Source organism: Nocardia xishanensis NBRC 101358, from assembly GCF_001613365.1.
Lineage (GTDB): Bacteria > Actinomycetota > Actinomycetes > Mycobacteriales > Mycobacteriaceae > Nocardia > Nocardia xishanensis.
Genome location: NZ_BDCF01000029.1, coordinates 80,686 through 96,414, shown reverse-complemented (window position 1 = coordinate 96,414; position 15,729 = coordinate 80,686). Strand labels below are relative to the sequence as shown.

Here is a 15,729-nt window from a genome sequence, read left to right as displayed (position 1 = left end):
GATTTCAATGCTTTCGTGTGGTCGCATCTGCCTCGTTACGACCAGTTGTATTATCGCGGGGACGCGGCGGTCGGATGGACGGTCGGATGGGTCAACAGTTTCACGGTTGACGAGCAGTTGCCTCGTGTGCAGACGTTCTGGGATTCTGGTGACGGTACCAGTGGTCAGAAGGGTTATGTGGCGGGGATCAAGCAGTTGGCCGGGTATATTCCGGTGTTTACCGATCCGAACAAGCTTGCCGGGGCCAATGGTGATCTGCCCGGTACGTACAACTATCGGCAGCCTACCGGCGACAACAATGGTGGTGGTGGCGGTAATGGTAGGGGTGGTGGCACCGGTAGCGGGGGCGGTGGTGGCGGTAAGCCCGGTGGCAACGGTGGCGGTAAAGGCAGCGGCGAGGGCGGCGGATCCGGTAGCGGCGGCGGTAAATCCGGTGGCGGCAGCGGTGGCGGCACCGGTTCCGCCGGTGGCAAATCCGGTGGCGGCGGCTCGAATCACTCGGGCAATCCGGGGCAGGGCAGCGGCCCGGCGGGTCCCAGCGGTCCGATCGGGACCGGTGGCGGAGCCAGTGGCGGCCGGTCCGGCGCCGACCTGATGAGTCTGTTCTCCGAAGTGCTGCAACTGATCTCGTCGGCGATCCCGACGCTCGTGCAGCTCGGCAATCAGCTCGCCGCCCAGCTCGGTCCCGGTCTGCAGGCGCTGGCCAAGGCCGTGGAGAACGGCGCCATGACGGTGAAGCAGGCGCTGGACGAGGCGGCGGAGCGGATCGAGCGGCAGGTCGAGGACATCGAGACGCAGCTGTTCCCGCCCGGGGCGACCGGGCCGGTCGACGTGTCTTTCGCGCTGTTCCCCGGCGGCGGCGCACCAGAGGTGCGGTTCGGGTTCCCCGGCCGGGCCGGGGGCCACCAGCCGGAGGTCTTCCAGGACTTCACGGCCACCAGGTCGACCACCGAAGTGGCAGGCGAAACGGCGACGACCGGGAATCCCGGCAGCACGATGGAGGAGAGACCATAGTGGAACGCACTTGGCGCCTGAGCGGCCTCGAATATCTGGTGCTGCGCGAACGACTCGTCGATCGCAAGCAGAGCTGGCCGTTCACCTATATCACCGATATCCGCGGCTACTATGACTTCCAATTCGCCAAGGCGCGGGTCTGGGGTGAACTACAGGCCGCGTGGGATCCGGCGCTGGCCGACGTGCTGGTGAAGTCGCTGCAGGCCGACATCCGGATGGTCGTCCGTGCCTACGACCACAGTGCCGCGCGATCGATCGATGGGCGAATCGTCATGGCGGGCAAGAAGTTCGGTGACCGAGCGGTACTGATCCAGGGTTTCAGCTCGACCACGACGGAAAGTCACGACGAGCTGGAGATCACCGAGTGCGACGCGGCGTCGCTGACCCGCCTGCTGGTGGACAAGCTGCCGCCGATGGAGGCGGGCAGCCAGCCTCGGGTGGAATTGCTGGGTACTGGCGGGGAGCAGGCCGAATTCGATCACTGGCACGGTCGCGGCTCGCTGTACGACGAAGGCGACCGCGACGTGGACGCGCGGTGCAGGCAGTGGCAGGCGGCGCCGAAGGCGACCGTCGGCCAGATCGTGATCACCCAGGGGCACTCGAACTTCGGGCCGCGCGGGCAGGTGACGAAATGGATTGTCTGGGAGGACCATCCGGGTGACGGCCGCTACGTGATCGGAATGGAGCCGCCCCCGGCCGCCGTCGCGGTCGATGCGGCGAGGCTGCGCGCACTGATCGACCGGCACTGCGACGAACTGATGTTGGTCCGCGACGACGAGTCACGCGGCGGGCTGGTCCGGGCCAGCGTCTACGACGACGGCCGATGAGGCGGAGGCGACGTGCACGGTCGGAATGATCGGCTGAGAACAGAAGTGGCCCAGGTGATCGACGATGTTCACCAGCTCATCACCGGAATCGCCGAGGCCGAGCGCCTGCACCAGGCGGTGACGGCGTCGGCGACCGCCGAGCTGGAACGAATTGTCGTGGTGGCGGACGTTTCCGGTGCTCTGACGGAGGTCTACTTCGCCGACGACATCGAGCAGCTCGGCTATCACAAGATCGCCCGCGGTGTCGTGCAGGCAGCGCAGCGAGCGGCGGCGCAGGTGAAAAGCAAAGCCGACGAGGTGCTTTCGGCACAGCGGGCGGCGCTGCTGCGATTGCCGAAGTTGTCGGATCTGGTCGACTGGATGCCCGACGAGGCGCGGCTTGCGCCACCGCCGCCGGCCTTGCTGACGCCACCCGCCGAGCGTGAGCCGGTCGTCGATCCCGGTGAGCAGGCCGACCTGATCGCCCGGCAAGAACACCGGGCCCGGCTGTTCGCCACCGCGTCCGCCGAGGGCCGTCGGGTGGCGGTCACCGTGAACGCCGACGGCGTACTCATCGACCTGCGCTTCTCCGGCGCCGTCAGCGACCTCGACTACGAGGAGATCGCCGAGGCCATCACGGCGGCGTCGCGTGCGGCGGTGGCGAGCGTGGCGCGCAAGGTCGCCGACCTGTATGCGCCGACCGTCGAGGCCGACCGGCCGCGCTTTCCCGGCCCGGATGTCGTGCTGGCCGGCCTCGAACGTCTTCGCGACCAACTGCGATGAATCGGAGAAAACAATGGCACCTGACCCGAGAGTCTCCAACGGCACGCTCTGGGCCGGCCTGCGCGATTCGGCGAACAACGGACACCTGAAACTCGAGCCAGGCACGGCCCAACAATGCGCCCAGCACGTCGAGGACATGCTCGAAGCGGTTGTGGGCGTGCGAAACTGGATCGACCAGAACACCACGGTGGCGAGCCCGGTGATCGCCGAGTCGGGGTCGGGCAGGCTGCTGTGGACGGTGTTCAGCATGAAGTTCGGCACGGAACTGCGTGAGCGCGTCGACCGGCATCGCCAGATCCTGGTCGATATGGGCAACACCTTCGTTACCGCGGGAAAGCGGTACGGCCGCACCGAGGACGAGTCGAAGGCGAGCTTCGAGGACATCTCCTTCACCCCGTCGGGCACTCCGCCGAGCGGCGCCCCGCCCAAGGGCGCCGTCCCCGAGCATCCACGCAAACCCGATTCTGTGACGAAGTACGACTCGTTCGGGTTCGGTCCCGAGATGGGTCGCCAGCTGGGCTGGGAAACGCTCTACATGATCTGCAATTCGATGAACCCGCAGGCCGTCGCCGACGCGGGGGAGGTCTGGCACTGGCTGTCCACGACCTTGGAGAACGGTTTCACCACCCTGCGCACCACGATCTCGTCCATCGGCACTCGGTGGGAGGGCATCGGTTCGCGGTCCGCGATCGCGGCCACCAACGAATACACCGCCGCTTCCAGCCAACTCACCGACGACATGCAGCGCCTGGGCGACACGCTGATCTTCACCTCGGGCTGGCTACAGCAGACGAAGCAGAACGCGATGCCGCCGACACCGTCGCCGCCTACGGGCGACAGCATCGGCCAGCAAATGGTGAACGAGCTCAACCTGATCCGGTACCAGGACAACTTTCAGCTCTACTACTCCGACAATTACACGCATACGACCACTCGAATCGTGACCTTGCCTACGCCGGACCCGGTGACGGGCCCCTTGGCCCCCGTCAGCAGTTATCCGGTCGGGACACCGATGACCGAGGGGCTGTCATTGAAGGACGATGAGATACCCGACCCGCCGGAAAACAATGACGGGAGTGAGCCACCGACCGACGGCGGCGGCGAAGAGGGCGGCGGCGAAGGCGGCGGCAGTGGCGGCGGCGAGGAGGGGAGCAAGCCGCCCGGGCACGGCGGCACTGAAACCGGAACGAAACCGCCATCCACTCCGGAATGGTCGGCCAAGACACCGAAATCGTCTGGGGGAATCGATGAGAGTCTGCTGTCGCCATTGAACAAACTGCCGGGTGATCTATCCACCGATCCCTCGCGCACCCCGGGGATTCTCGCGAGTGCGCTGCCGCCGGTCGGCTTGCAGACCGGGACTTCGCTCGGCAAGGGTGGGGGCGGCATCAGCGGCAAGGGTGTGATCGCCCGCGGCCCGGTGGCCCTCGGGTCATTGGAGTCCAAGCTGTTCCCCCGCGCTGTCGTGCAGGCGGAGCCGAGGGTGATCGGCCGCGCCGGACCGGCCGGTGGGTCGCACCCTGGTACGCCGTACGGTGGCGTCCCCGGCAGGACGAATTCGGACGAGGAGCGCAAGAAGCGTTCGGAGTACCTGAACTCCACCGAGCATCTGGATGAGGCGCTCGGCGAGCACGGGCGCGGCATCCGGCCGGTACTCGACCGGTGAGCCGCACCTGGCGGCTCACCGATGTGGAGCTGATCGATTTGTGGGACAGCATGTTTCAGGATCGGCTGCCCGCTCCGCTGTTCGCGCTCTACCGCGGCGAGAACGCCGAGGAGTGGTCGCGGTTGCGGGCCGAGGCGAGGGCCCGCACGGCCGATGCCGAGGACGGCGGCCTGCGTGCCGCGCTTGCCCGGATCGCGCACGCCGACGTCCTGGTATCGGCCCACGGCTTCGATCCACGACGCCTGGACTGCCCCGACGGTCTGGTTCGTGTGCTGGGCGCGCGGCAGGGGGCGGCGGCCACGTTGATCAGCCAGTCGCCTGGCGAAAGTATTTGGCACAGTGGCGGTTACGTGGTCACCGCCGGTGACGCGGAGCGGCTCGCCGGTGCTGTCGCCGGGGCGCTGCCCGAGCGAGCCGCGGGACGGCTGCCCGATACGCCGCTGGTGACCGCGCTGGGCGACGGCGGCGCGGACTACTATTACGGCCGGTCGAAGGTGCGGGAAAGCTATTCCGATGGCGACCGGCTCAGCGCCGAGTGGCTGGGAAGACGGGCCGAATGTGTCGGCGTCATCGAAATACGGCTGGGTAGTTCTATTTTCGGGCCGAGAGGCATCACCCGCTACCGCATCGAATGGCGCGACCTGGTGGACGACGGCCGCTATGCCGTCACCGAAGCGGCCGGGCCCATCGCGACGGCCGTCGACCTGCCCCGGCTGGCGAACCTGATCACCGCCCATATCACCACCGTGTTGCAGACCTTGGAGGACGAGCGCCGTGCCTGAACGACCCCGATCAGCTGAAATCGACTGGTACACAGATTCGGTTCACTCGGGCGTATACGACAACCCGGGGTATGAAAGCGACGATCCCGAACCGGCCCGCGAGCCGGAATACTCGGCAGCGCCGGACTTCGAAACATATTCGACCGGCGAAGCGTCTCTTCGCGGCGGGGAAATCGTGGTGACCGCGACAGATTCCGGACTCCCGACCATGGTCCGCGTCACGCCGGATCAACTGCGCCGTGACCCAGGCGATCTCGCCGCCGAGGTCCTGCGGCTGTGCCGCCTCGCCGCCGACCGCGCGGGCCTGCGGCGCAGGGAATACCTGACCGGCCTCGGCATCGGCGAGGACGTGCTGCGTCTGCTCGACCTGCCCACCCCGCAGGCCATCGAGCAGTCCGAACTCGCCGATGAGGCCCAGCACGAATACGAGCCGCGCAGCTGGCTCGAACAGGACGGGAGCACACGGTGAAAGATTTCGCCGCACTCGAAGCGGGCGCGACCGCTCGATTGGACCTGATGCGCCGGCTCGCCGACGACATCGCCGCGATCCGGGGCGAACACACCACCGACGACGGGACGGTCACGGCCGTCGTCGACGCCTCGGGCCGACTCCTCGACCTCCGCCTGGGGCTGGGAATATCCCGGATGTCGCCCGCCGAATTCAACGGGGCGGTAGTGGCCGCGGCGGCTGCCGCCGCGCAGCGGGCACTCGCCGCCCGCGGCGGGCTGGTCGAGGACTTCAACAATCAGGTGAACAACCGACGGCAAGGTGAACAGTAGGACCCGCGGCCCGCGAAGCGCTTGCGAAAGGCCGTGCGCTCATTAGATTTCCGGATGAGCCGCCAGGTATCGAGTTCGCAGAGCAGCACCAGGAGGGTACCGCGATGAATGTTGTGAATGTGCAGCCGCAGGCATTTCGTGAGTATGCCGAAATTTCCGACGGAATGGCCGCGGCGGTCGCCGTCGCCGGGGCCATCGATCAGGCTGCGGTCGTCTCCGCTGCCGTTCCGGTATTCGGGCTGATCGGGCAAGAATTCTTGCTGAGTTTCGCCTACGCGCAGGCCAATCACTTCACCGCAGTGGGCGAACTGGTGGCCAATTACGCCGGGACCGCCCACACCGCACGCGTCGCCGCGCAGTCCTATGAGTTGACCGACCAAACCAGTGCGGGGTCCTTCGTCTCGCGCGTCGGCGCGCAGGCATGACGGCGCGACATCTCGCCGCGCCACTGCCGCCGACCGTTCTCGACGCGATCCGCGACACCCCGGTCGCGCCGTTCCTCGATCGGCCGACCGAACAGGTGCTGGCACAGATAGGGCTGCCCGCGCTGCCGCAGCTGCCCGCGCTACCGCCGCTGCCCGGCCTGCCGCCGCTGCCGACGATCGATCCGGCTGCCCTGATCAAGCCGGTCACCGACCTGTTCAGCGGCTTCGGGAACGGCAACTTGGGCGCCAACGGTGCGCACGACCCGCAGGTGATACTGCAGAAGGTAAGCCAATCGATCAGTGCCGCAATGCAATTGGCGACCACCGGTCTCCAGCTGTTGCAGTCGATGCAGAGCGCGGGTAGCCGGGCCGCGACCACGGCCGCGGTCGAGACGGCCGCGACGTCGACCGCCATCTCGGGGCAAGCGACGCAGATGAACGCGATCACGGCGGGCGCCGCAGGCACGGTGGCCACCGGATACCTGCAAATGGCCGCGGTGGCAACCCGATTCGCGCTGACCACCGCCGCGCTCGGCCCGACCCTGGTGACCCCGGCCGGGCAGGGCGCCCTGCTGGCCACGGCGATCGAAGCGGGCGCCGAGGCGATGGCGATCACCGCGCACACCAAGGCACAGCTGGCCGGGCAGTCCGCGCAGATGGCTCGCGCGGGGACGCCGGTGTCGGTGCGCAAGCCGAGCATCCCGAAGCCGCCCGGTCTGGGTAAGGCGCCGCAGTCGCTGGCCAAGGGCCTGATATCGGGGAAGCCGAGCCCGGTCACCCCAGGGCATGCCCCGGGCGGGCTGTCGGCGAAATCCGCGCCGACCGCCAACACGAACTCCGCCGACTCGAGCCGGCAGGTCGTCCAGCAATTGGTGCAGCTGGTGCAGCCACTGATCACGGCGGCGCGTCAGGTGGGCCATGAGGTCACCGCGCAAATGCCGGCGAAACCGGCGACGGACACCCCGGCGCCGGTACCGAACCGGACCGGAACCGGTGGCGTAGTGGGCACTTCGAGCGGGCATCCGATTACTGCTGCGCCGGTCGCCAGCGCGACGGCGCCGCTGGGTGCCTGGCAGACGGAAAGCGTCGTCGCCACAACCTCGCCGGGAACCTCATCGGGTCCGACCACCGTGGCCACCGCCAGGGTGACGGGAGAAATGCTGCCGCCCGTCGTGCCGGGCACGGGGGCGCTGGCAACCGCGAGTGCGCGGTCGAGGGCGATCGACGCAGAGGTGAACGCGATGGTGGACACCTGCCACGTCGACGAGCTCGTGGACGGCCCGCCCGCCGAGACCACGGCACCGGTCATCGGCGTGGCGCCGTCCAGCACAAAAGACAACCCATACAGCTTGTAGCAGAGGAGATTTCGATGGGTCAGATCGCATTCGACGGTGAACTCGCCCGCCTGGCGGCGAGCCGCCTCGATTCCTTGGCGGACGGCCTGGAGGGCACGCTGCGCAGGCGCGGCGACGCGCTCGGCCCGGCCGCGGCGGCCCTCGACCCGGTGTCGCGGCAGACGGCGCAGACCATGGGCGCAGTCGGCGGATCGTTCCAGGAGTCGTACCTGAGCGGGATCGGCGAGCTGCGCAAGATCGCCGCCAACCTGCGCTCGCACGCCGACCTCGCCGTCGTGGCCGACGACGACGTGGTCGATTCGTTCAAGCCACTGATGTAGCGCGATGGTCGAGCCACCACAGGCCGGGTTCACCGGCACGAACTGGGAAGCCGTTCCCGCCGAGCAGTTGGCGCACGAGCTGACCACCGGTCCCGGCGGGGCCCCGATGGCCGACGCCGGGTCGGCCTACGCCGAGTTCGCCGCCGGACTCGGCGCGGCAGGCGCCGAATTTCGCGCCATCCTGTCGATCGTGGGTGGCGCCTGGGGATCCGATTCCAGCGAGGACGGCCTGGCGCAGTTGGCCGGGTTGTCCACGTGGTTCGACGTCATCACCGCCGCGGCGACGGACAATGCCGCTGTCGCCGCCCAGCAGGCGGCGTCGTACGAGCTGGCGAGACTCGGTATGCCGCCCGTGGGTGAGCTGAGCGCGGCCGTGCGATCGGCCGAAGACATGCTGCGCGGCAGCCTGCTCGGCGCACCGCTGGCCGGGCTGCTCGACCTGGCCGAACGCCAGGTCGACTCGCTGCGCGAGCAGGCCTCCCAGGTGATGCGCACCTACGAAGCGGCAGGGGAGAGACTCGCGGTGCCGTGGGTGCAGCAGCTTGCCCCTGCGGTGTCGGCGGGCGCCAACCTGCTCGCCGAACAGAAACGCAGCCGCGCCGCCGCGCCCGCCGCACCGGAGCCGCCCGCGGCGGTGCCGGTGCCTGCCGAGGTCGTGCAGGCGCCGGCCGTGACGGTCGATCTGTCCGCGCTCGACCTCACGCCGCCGCCGACGGTGGCGGTCGGCGCCGAATCGCTGGTGCTCACCCCGCTACCGCAGCCAGGTTCGATCATCGCGCCGTCACCCGCGCCAGGCGCGATGCCGATCACCACGGCCCATACGGCGCCGTCGGCACCGCCGGTCGTGCCGCCCCCCGCGACGCAGGCCACTTCGCCCGCGCCGCAAGCGGGAGCACGCGCCGGGGCCGCCGATGCGAGCGACATCGCCGCGCAGATCGTGGTCGACGCTGGATTCGCGACCGCACCGGCGGTATTGGGCGGCAGTGCCACAGCGCAGGGCATTGCGACCACGGGTGCGGAGGGCCGATGACCTCCTTGACCACCGACGGCGCGCTCGTCGTCGCGGAGGCGCTCGGCGTGCAGACCCTCCCTTCCGTACTCGCGCTGCGCTCACGCCATATCGACCATGCGGACGCGGCTGTCGCTCGCTCGGCCGCGGCGCTCGATCTGCGAGAGCGCGGTGTGCTCGACCACGACGGGGACGTCCGCGACGACGAGCTCGCCGCCGCACTACTCGCGCTCGCGCGGCCGGAGCGTGAGCTGGTCCTGCGGATCCGGCGCGGTGCGGCGTTGCACCGTGTGTGCCTGGTGCGGCGTGGGCTCCACCATGCCGTCGCGATCCGCGTCGGCGATGAACTCGACATCCGCACCGTGTGGGGTGACGAGGATCCGGAGCTACTGGCCCGGCCGCTGCTCGACGCGCTCGGACCGGCACAGCCCGCCGATATACCGACGTTCCGTGCCCCCACCGACGAGTTGTGCGAGCGACTCGATGATCCGGGCAATAGTGCGACGAACGCCGTCTACCAACTCGGTATGCCGGAGTCGGAGGCGATCACGCTGGGATTGGCCCTGCGGCAATGGACTACGCTCGCCGAGCTGGTCTGCTATGCCCGCGTCGACGGTAGAGCCGTTCGTTCGCCTGCCACCGCCGCCGTATACGACACCGCGGCGGGCCGCATCATCGCCGGCGGCAGTATTGCCGCTGACGGACGTGCCTGGACCACCCTCGCCACCGGCAGCGACCGCAGGCTGGCCCATGTGGTCGCGGCCCAGATCGAGGCGCTGCCGCAGAGCCGCTGGATGCCGTAGCCACCGATTTCCCGATCGTCCGGAGTGATCGCTCCGGCAGTTTCACAGATCCATTCATCCGAGAGGACATGTCATGGCCGGTGCACTCCACCTCGATTTCGCCACATTCCAGAAGTACGCGAACGAATATGCCGCAACGATCCCGCCGATCGACAAGACCGTCGACAATCTGGGTGTCGCGGTGGAAAGCGCGAAGAGTGGCTGGGAAGGCGAAGCGTATTCCGCCTTCAACAAGTTCGCCACCGAACTTCAGGGAAAGATCCGGGCGGTGAACGTCGATCTGGGCCTTGTTTCCGACGCGCTCAATACCGGTGAGAAGAAAGTGGCGTCAGCGGAGGACGAGAGCATGTCCGGATTCACCACGCTGAACACCAATTACCTCTGAATCGCCCGAATACCACTACAGAGAACGGGACTCCACCACCATGCTGTACGACCCCGCCAAAATCAACGCGCTGATCACGGACCTGGAAGGGTACCGGACGGCAATCACCACGGAACGGAACAACGCCGACGACGCGTCGAAAAGGCTGCTGGGCCAGGCGTGGCAGAGCGGCGATGCGGGGGCTTCCGCGGCGTTCAGCCAGAAGCACAACACCCTGATGACCGATATGGACGATCTGCTGCATATCCTCGGCAAGGGCATCGACAATGTTCGGGCGGCGCTGGAGAAGGCGCAGGCGACCGACCAGAATGTCGCCGACGATTTCGTCTGGTAACCAGCTGATCCGGGAGGGGCCCGCCGCCGACGGCGACGGGCCCCTTACTCATGCCGTCGGAACCAGCGCTCGCGCTTCTGTCGCGGTGGCGCCGAGATACTCGACCTCCTCCGGGATGGAGACCAGTCGAACGGTCAGGTCTTCGCCCGCGGTGCGCAGCACCACTTGGCCGGGGGTATCGGCGGATTCGATGAGCACCACGTCGGCGTCGAGAAGAGCGACCTGGCCCTCGTCGGGTTCGCGGACATAGACCGCGGTCGCGTCCGATACTTGGCCGGCGGAGGTGACGCCGTCGTAGACGATCATCGTGGCCGCAGCCGCGTGGTGCGAGCCACCCGCCGACGATACCGATAGCGCCGCGGGGGCACCGACCTCGTCGACCAGGTGCTCCCAGGCCGCGGGCCGGACGCTGTGCACGATCACCTTGGCTCCGACCGCTACCGAGCGCAGCACCATCAGCTGGGTGAATCGCAGCGATCCGATGATCTCCACTCGGCGGACGGAGGAGCCGAACAGTGGAACGGCGACGCCCGAGCCGCCTTCCGTCGCGCCGATCACCTGACCACACCCGCCGACCGGCACGGTGAACCGAGCCATCGCCGCCGGCGGCCCGCTCAGCGCGGCGGACGGATCGAGGTGACCGCCGTCGAGCAGCAGCCGCCGCTGGTTGCCTGGCAGCGGAAGCAGGCCGAGATCGGCGGTGGCGGAGCCGGGTTCGATGTCGTCCCTTCCCGTAATGTCCCTCCGGACCAGTGCGGTCACGGCCACCGCGTCACCACGGCGCCCAGGTGTCTTCGATCCCGGCTCCAGGGTCAGGCGCAGCCTCGTGAGCACGGATGTGCCCGGCAGCGCCCAGACCGCCGAGAGGACATCGGAATCCAGCCGATCCGAAGGAATCGCGTAGCCGGCCAGTTCGATGCTGTTGCTGCGCAGTACGCGCCAGTCCTCGGACCACTGATCCACATCGGTGTCGTGCAAAGCGGCTGCCTCCGCCTCGGCCAGTTCCTCGGCGGCCAGCACCGAAACGCGGACCCGGCGTGTGGTGAGGCGGCTCGCGACGCGGCGTGTGGCCACAAGCGCCGTCCGGATCATGCCCTCCTGGCCGCCGCCCCGGTTGTCGATGGCGCCGGCGTTGTCCAGCGGATCGAAGCGCAGGACCAGCCAGACCGTTCGCGATGCCGCGGCGGGCAACGGGCCGAGCAGCTTCTCGTAGGGGCCGGTCACATTGTGCGGGCCGTTGGTGCGCACCCCGAGGGTGACCACGTCGACCGACGCCAGCCGGATGTCGAACTGGGCTAGACAGCGCGCCACGTCGGCAAGGGATATGCCCGAGTTCGAGTGGATGTCGGTCGTGTCGAGCAGGGTGGGCGTCACCTCGGTGCGATCGAGCGCCAGCATGGTGATCAGGTGGCGGCCATCCCAGCGCATTCCGCATCGGCCGCCGGTTTCGGGCACCGGAACATCGAACGGTTCGGTGTGTGACGGGCCCGCATGCTCGCCGCGATTGCGCCACCACAGCGCGATGCGCATTCCCAGAATTTGCCAAATGTTCGTTTTCCTCGCCCTGGCCGCGCCGAGCGCGGAAACTGCGATACCCGCTCCTGTCGTCGCCCACAGTGGTGCGTTCAGCGCGATCGCCGAGGTAGCGGCGACGGCGCCCGCCGTGGCGCACGGCAAAACGACGGTCAACGGCAATATGTCGAATGGCGTGCGGCGCTGCCTGCCCGGTGCCGGAATTGTGGCCGCCTCCGATGCGGTATTTCCTGGAATTTGTTCGTTGTTCACTCGGCCTGTCTCCATTCAGCACAAACCCTCCATGATGCGCTAGCGTCTCACACGTCAGCCGGAATTGCGTAAGGAGTTGTGATGCCTGCCCAGTTGACTACCCGCGCGCAGGTCAATGGTTATCGATTTCTGCTGCAGCGTTATGGGCATGCGATAGTGCGCCGTGATGTGCGCATGTTGCACGATCCCATGCGTATTCAATTCCGGTCGTTGATCACCGGTGTCGTGCTCGCGGTATTGGTCACCGCGGGCTGCGCGATATTGTCGTTTCTGCGTCCACAAGGGCAGGTCGGCGACGCCAAAATCGTGATGGGCTCCGGCAGTGGCGCCTTGTACGCGGTGGTGGACGGAACGCTGCACCCCGCGCTCAATCTCGCGTCGGCCCGGCTGATCACCGGCAGCGGCGAATCGCCTACCTCGGTCAAGGACGGAAAGCTGTCGTCGATGCCGCGCGGACCGCTGCTCGGCATTCCCGGCGCACCGGCGGCGCTCCCGGGTCCGGCGGACAGCGGCCGCTCGGAGTGGACGTTGTGTGAGGACGCGACCGCCGGGCTACGTCGTACCGTGCTGGCGGGGGCGGCGCGGCTCGGCCCGCAGGTACGGGCAGCGGCGCGGGGCGAAGCGGTGCTGGCCACCCACGACGGTGCGACCTACCTGATCTACGACGGCAAGCACGCGCGGGTGGACAAGAACAACGAGGCGATCGTGTCGGCGCTTCCGCAGCTGCGTGCCCTGCGCCCACGACCGATCGGGACGGGTCTGCTCAACGCTAGCGTGGCCGCGCCCGAAATCGCGGTGCCGGTGATCCCGAGGGCGGGAGAGCCGAGTGCGGTGCGCGGTGGGGAGTTCGCCATCGGTTCGGTGATCAGGGTCCAGGGCGCCGGCGGTTCGACTCCATATGTGGTACTCGCCGACGGCGTGCAGCAGATCTCGGAGTTCACCGAGCAGGTGCTGCGCACCTCGAATTCCATGGGACTGACGTCGATTCCGACGCTCTCACCGGACGCGATCAGGGGTATTCCGGTAGTCGATACCTTGCCGGTCGACGAATTTCCCGACGGTGCCCTGACCGTCGTCTCCGCCGACACCGATCCGGTGGCGTGCGTCTCGTGGGCGCGCGGGGACGGTGATCAGACCGCACGATTGCAGGTGCTGCTCGGCAGCAGGCTGCCGCTGGCCGACGAGATCGCGCCGATGACGTTCGTGGCGAGCGCCGGTGCCGATGCCGCCTACCTCCCGGCGTCCACCGGTGAATTCATCCAGGTGACCGGGATAGAGCCGGACAGCACCCGGCGTGACGCGCTGTTCTACGTCACCGACACCGGCGTCCGGTTCGGCATCCCGGACACCGCGACGGCCACCGTTCTCGGACTCACGAAGCCGAAATTGGCGCCGTGGCAGATCGTCAGCCAGCTGCCGGGAGGGCCGATGCTCGACCGGCAGTCGGCCTTGATCGCCAGGGACATCGTCGCCACCGGGCGATAGCAGTTGCGGAAAATGGAAGGGAAGTGCTGATGCCGCGGATTGTGGGCAGGCATGCCGATGGTGCGGTGGTGGTAGCGGTCGGTGGGGTCTGTGTGCTTGTCGGGCCGGACATGATCGACGATGCCGGCTACTGTGTGACGGCGCCGGAGGACTTACGGGTGACCCTGGTGAGTGCTGCCGCGGACAACGCCGGGTTCGCCGCCGCCGACGAGCCGATGCCGGATGGACTGCTGTCGGCGGACCAGATCGCGACGGTGCTGGACTGGGAGGTCGGGTACGTCGACGGCGTGCCAGGGGACGACGACCGCCCTGGACTCAGCGATGCCGAGGTCGAGCTGTATCTGCGCTATCGACCCGACACCGGTGACGCCTATCCCGACGATTCCGCTCCGGCCAGGGTGGACCGCCCGTTCTCACTGGACAGCCTCACCATCGAGCAGCATGGTCCTGAATCCGAGATCGGTGGGGACACAACCGGATTCGGCGACGAGCCTGCCGAGCCGCAGTTGGTCGTCCAGCTCTGCGCCTCCATGGTGTACCTGGATGATCTGTCCGGTGCGGAGATCGTCGCCGATGCGGCAACGGACCTGATCGACCGGATCAGCTATGCCCCGACGGTGGAGGAGTTCTATCCGGCGCTGGCGCAGGCCGTCGCGGCCGAAACGGTACCCGAACTGGCGGTCGATCTCGCAGGCGGATTCACTGAGGAGCAGATCCTGGATTTCCTTCGACGGCTGGTCGCCGAGCTCGACCAGCGCAGGCCGTGGCCCGAACCCGCGCTGGTGCCGGTGGATCCGCGGACCTGGCCCTCGATCGGGTCCAGCGCGCCGATCGGCTGGGTGGACATCTTCATCTCCGACCTGGAGTGGGCGGTGAAAGCTGCCTTCGCCGATGTGCCCGACGGAGACAACCCGCTGCTGGTGCTACGGATGCGCGGCGGGCAACTGGTCGCCCTGGTCGGCGACGAGGAACCGAACCCAACCCGGTTCCTGGTGCTGCTGCCCGACGCGGATGACCAGCAAGACCCCGGGGAGGTGACCGACTATCTGATGCGCTACGCGGGGTTACGGGTGGAATCGGAAGGACTGGCGGAAGCGATGGCGGAGGTGACGCGGGCATGATCCGACCGGAGAACCAGCGCGCCGCAGGCGAAGCGGCCGATCTGATCGACGCCGTCGCCGGCGCGCTGGGCAAGCTGACCGGAATGCGCTCCGCCCGTGACGCGTTGACCGCGTCGGCGACAGTGGAGCACGGCCGGATCACCGTGGTCGTCAACGCGTCCGGGTCCATCGTGGAGACGCTGTACGCCGACGGAATCGACGAACTCAGCTACGGGCAGATCGCCCGCGCCACCGTGCAGGCAGCGCAGGAGGCGGCCGCGGAGGTCGAGCGCAAGAAGAAGGCGCTGTTGGGTCCGCTGGGGACGTTGCGGTTGGGTCTGCCATCGGCACAGGAGCTCCCGGACGAGCTGGCCGCCCTGCGCTCCCAGCTGCCCGAACCGATGCGGGCGCCGCTGACACCACCTGCGGACCGTGCCGGGAGTAAACCGCGTCGCGCCGGCAACCGAATCCTGGACCGTTGAGCAACGTGCGGGCCGCGTGGGGAAGGAACCTCTACCATGGATGACGAATTCGCCAGTGCCGTAGCCGGATTCCAGGCCAAAATGGCACAGGTGGCGCAGGTGCAGGCCGAATGCGCGCAGCTGGTGGCCACCGGCTGGGCGCAACGCCGCCGGGTCCGCGTGACCGTGAATGCCGACGGCATCGCCGTCGACATCAAGTTCGGCGCGGGCGTCAACGAGCTGAGCTACGACGAGATCGCGGCCGCCGTCACCGAGGCATCACAGCAGGCCGTGCGCGAGATCGCCGAGCGGACAAGGGAATTGGTCGCTCCCATCGCGATCGATCGCGGTGCGGCTCCCAGCCTGGACGGCATGCTCGGCGCGATCGATTCACTGCGGGAGCATCTGCGCTGAGCTGGGCGTGTCGGTGCTGAGC

At 68.1% G+C, this 15,729-nt stretch carries 19 protein-coding genes and 1 pseudogene; 19 read left to right on the top strand and 1 reads right to left on the bottom strand.

All coding sequences use genetic code 11. The features are described from left to right. The 14 genes and pseudogenes from NX1_RS36465 to NX1_RS21940 all read left to right on the top strand — a co-directional run. Positions 1-1,014 (top strand): annotated as a pseudogene (locus NX1_RS36465) (hypothetical protein); the annotation flags it as partial. Continuing rightward, positions 1,014-1,841, top strand: a complete 828-nt coding sequence (locus NX1_RS22000) for an ESX secretion-associated protein EspG (protein ID WP_068062697.1) — start codon at positions 1,014-1,016, stop codon at positions 1,839-1,841. The pseudogene NX1_RS36465 and the gene NX1_RS22000, both read left to right, overlap by 1 nt. Before the next feature lie 54 nt (positions 1,842-1,895). After that, on the top strand, positions 1,896-2,603 hold the full coding sequence (locus tag NX1_RS21995) for a YbaB/EbfC family nucleoid-associated protein (protein ID WP_157119941.1): 708 nt from the start codon (positions 1,896-1,898) through the stop codon (positions 2,601-2,603). 13 nt (positions 2,604-2,616) lie between these two features. Further along, a complete protein-coding gene (locus NX1_RS21990) occupies positions 2,617-4,269 on the top strand; it encodes a WXG100 family type VII secretion target (RefSeq protein ID WP_068062690.1) in 1,653 nt (550 codons plus the stop codon). Further along, entirely contained in the window at positions 4,266-5,051 is a 786-nt protein-coding gene (locus tag NX1_RS21985) for an ESX secretion-associated protein EspG (RefSeq protein ID WP_068062687.1), read from the top strand. The genes NX1_RS21990 and NX1_RS21985 overlap by 4 nt, the downstream gene beginning before the upstream one ends. A 178-nt stretch (positions 5,052-5,229) precedes the next feature. After that, positions 5,230-5,520: a hypothetical protein gene (locus tag NX1_RS21980; protein ID WP_068062737.1), complete on the top strand. Its 291-nt coding sequence runs from the start codon at positions 5,230-5,232 to the stop codon at positions 5,518-5,520. Beyond that, positions 5,517-5,831: a YbaB/EbfC family nucleoid-associated protein gene (locus NX1_RS21975; protein ID WP_245668621.1), complete on the top strand. Its 315-nt coding sequence runs from the start codon at positions 5,517-5,519 to the stop codon at positions 5,829-5,831. The genes NX1_RS21980 and NX1_RS21975 overlap by 4 nt, the downstream gene beginning before the upstream one ends. A 104-nt stretch (positions 5,832-5,935) precedes the next feature. Beyond that, positions 5,936-6,256 (top strand): type VII secretion target, encoded by a 321-nt coding sequence (locus tag NX1_RS21970; RefSeq protein WP_068062684.1) that lies wholly within the window; start codon positions 5,936-5,938, stop codon positions 6,254-6,256. After that, the gene (locus NX1_RS21965; RefSeq protein WP_068062681.1) at positions 6,253-7,611 is read left to right on the top strand and encodes a hypothetical protein; all 1,359 of its coding nucleotides are present in this window, start codon (positions 6,253-6,255) and stop codon (positions 7,609-7,611) included. Before NX1_RS21970 ends, NX1_RS21965 begins: the two co-directional genes overlap by 4 nt. 14 nt (positions 7,612-7,625) lie before the next feature. Next, positions 7,626-7,931: a PE domain-containing protein gene (locus NX1_RS21960; protein WP_068062678.1), complete on the top strand. Its 306-nt coding sequence runs from the start codon at positions 7,626-7,628 to the stop codon at positions 7,929-7,931. 4 nt (positions 7,932-7,935) lie between these two features. Beyond that, a complete protein-coding gene (locus NX1_RS21955; protein ID WP_068062675.1) occupies positions 7,936-8,961 on the top strand; it encodes a PPE domain-containing protein in 1,026 nt (341 codons plus the stop codon). Then, positions 8,958-9,743: an ESX secretion-associated protein EspG gene (locus NX1_RS21950; RefSeq protein WP_068062672.1), complete on the top strand. Its 786-nt coding sequence runs from the start codon at positions 8,958-8,960 to the stop codon at positions 9,741-9,743. Before NX1_RS21955 ends, NX1_RS21950 begins: the two co-directional genes overlap by 4 nt. Before the next feature lie 73 nt (positions 9,744-9,816). Next, positions 9,817-10,128: a WXG100 family type VII secretion target gene (locus tag NX1_RS21945; protein WP_068062669.1), complete on the top strand. Its 312-nt coding sequence runs from the start codon at positions 9,817-9,819 to the stop codon at positions 10,126-10,128. 40 nt (positions 10,129-10,168) lie between these two features. Further along, positions 10,169-10,462, top strand: a complete 294-nt coding sequence (locus NX1_RS21940) for a hypothetical protein (protein ID WP_068062666.1) — start codon at positions 10,169-10,171, stop codon at positions 10,460-10,462. 48 nt (positions 10,463-10,510) lie between these two features. Here the strand turns inward: NX1_RS21940 and eccE are convergent, their stop codons facing one another. After that, positions 10,511-12,091: a type VII secretion protein EccE gene (gene eccE, locus NX1_RS21935; RefSeq protein ID WP_245668622.1), complete on the bottom strand. Its 1,581-nt coding sequence runs from the start codon at positions 12,089-12,091 to the stop codon at positions 10,511-10,513. Between eccE and NX1_RS38080 the strand changes: the two genes are divergently transcribed. Genes NX1_RS38080 through NX1_RS21915 form a run of 5 tightly spaced genes read left to right on the top strand, consistent with a single transcriptional unit; the run spans position 12,009 to position 15,707 of the window. Then, positions 12,009-12,290, top strand: coding sequence for a hypothetical protein (locus NX1_RS38080; protein ID WP_245668623.1), 282 nt, complete (start codon positions 12,009-12,011; stop codon positions 12,288-12,290). The two genes, eccE and NX1_RS38080, sit on opposite strands and share 83 nt — an antisense overlap. 38 nt (positions 12,291-12,328) lie before the next feature. Then, entirely contained in the window at positions 12,329-13,732 is a 1,404-nt protein-coding gene (gene eccB / locus NX1_RS21930) for a type VII secretion protein EccB (protein ID WP_068062663.1), read from the top strand. A 29-nt stretch (positions 13,733-13,761) separates the two neighbouring features. Further along, positions 13,762-14,853, top strand: a complete 1,092-nt coding sequence (locus NX1_RS21925) for a hypothetical protein (RefSeq protein WP_157119939.1) — start codon at positions 13,762-13,764, stop codon at positions 14,851-14,853. Further along, a complete protein-coding gene (locus NX1_RS21920; RefSeq protein WP_068062657.1) occupies positions 14,850-15,314 on the top strand; it encodes a hypothetical protein in 465 nt (154 codons plus the stop codon). The genes NX1_RS21925 and NX1_RS21920 overlap by 4 nt, the downstream gene beginning before the upstream one ends. Positions 15,315-15,350: 36 nt before the next feature. Beyond that, positions 15,351-15,707, top strand: coding sequence for a YbaB/EbfC family nucleoid-associated protein (locus NX1_RS21915; RefSeq protein WP_068062654.1), 357 nt, complete (start codon positions 15,351-15,353; stop codon positions 15,705-15,707). The last annotated feature ends 22 nt before the right edge of the window (positions 15,708-15,729 follow it).

Excerpts from the sequence above, each read along its gene's own strand:
- NX1_RS21990 (WP_068062690.1), top strand. The coding sequence starts at position 2,617 with ATGGCACCTGACCCGAGAGTCTCCAACGGCACGCTCTGGGCCGGCCTG.
- NX1_RS21970 (WP_068062684.1), top strand. The coding sequence starts at position 5,936 with ATGAATGTTGTGAATGTGCAGCCGCAGGCATTTCGTGAGTATGCCGAA.
- NX1_RS21965 (WP_068062681.1), top strand. The coding sequence starts at position 6,253 with ATGACGGCGCGACATCTCGCCGCGCCACTGCCGCCGACCGTTCTCGAC.
- NX1_RS21960 (WP_068062678.1), top strand. The coding sequence starts at position 7,626 with ATGGGTCAGATCGCATTCGACGGTGAACTCGCCCGCCTGGCGGCGAGC.
- NX1_RS21955 (WP_068062675.1), top strand. The coding sequence starts at position 7,936 with ATGGTCGAGCCACCACAGGCCGGGTTCACCGGCACGAACTGGGAAGCC.
- NX1_RS21950 (WP_068062672.1), top strand. The coding sequence starts at position 8,958 with ATGACCTCCTTGACCACCGACGGCGCGCTCGTCGTCGCGGAGGCGCTC.
- NX1_RS21945 (WP_068062669.1), top strand. The coding sequence starts at position 9,817 with ATGGCCGGTGCACTCCACCTCGATTTCGCCACATTCCAGAAGTACGCG.
- NX1_RS21940 (WP_068062666.1), top strand. The coding sequence starts at position 10,169 with ATGCTGTACGACCCCGCCAAAATCAACGCGCTGATCACGGACCTGGAA.
- NX1_RS38080 (WP_245668623.1), top strand. The coding sequence starts at position 12,009 with ATGTTCGTTTTCCTCGCCCTGGCCGCGCCGAGCGCGGAAACTGCGATA.
- eccB (WP_068062663.1), top strand. The coding sequence starts at position 12,329 with ATGCCTGCCCAGTTGACTACCCGCGCGCAGGTCAATGGTTATCGATTT.
- NX1_RS21925 (WP_157119939.1), top strand. The coding sequence starts at position 13,762 with ATGCCGCGGATTGTGGGCAGGCATGCCGATGGTGCGGTGGTGGTAGCG.
- NX1_RS21920 (WP_068062657.1), top strand. The coding sequence starts at position 14,850 with ATGATCCGACCGGAGAACCAGCGCGCCGCAGGCGAAGCGGCCGATCTG.
- NX1_RS21915 (WP_068062654.1), top strand. The coding sequence starts at position 15,351 with ATGGATGACGAATTCGCCAGTGCCGTAGCCGGATTCCAGGCCAAAATG.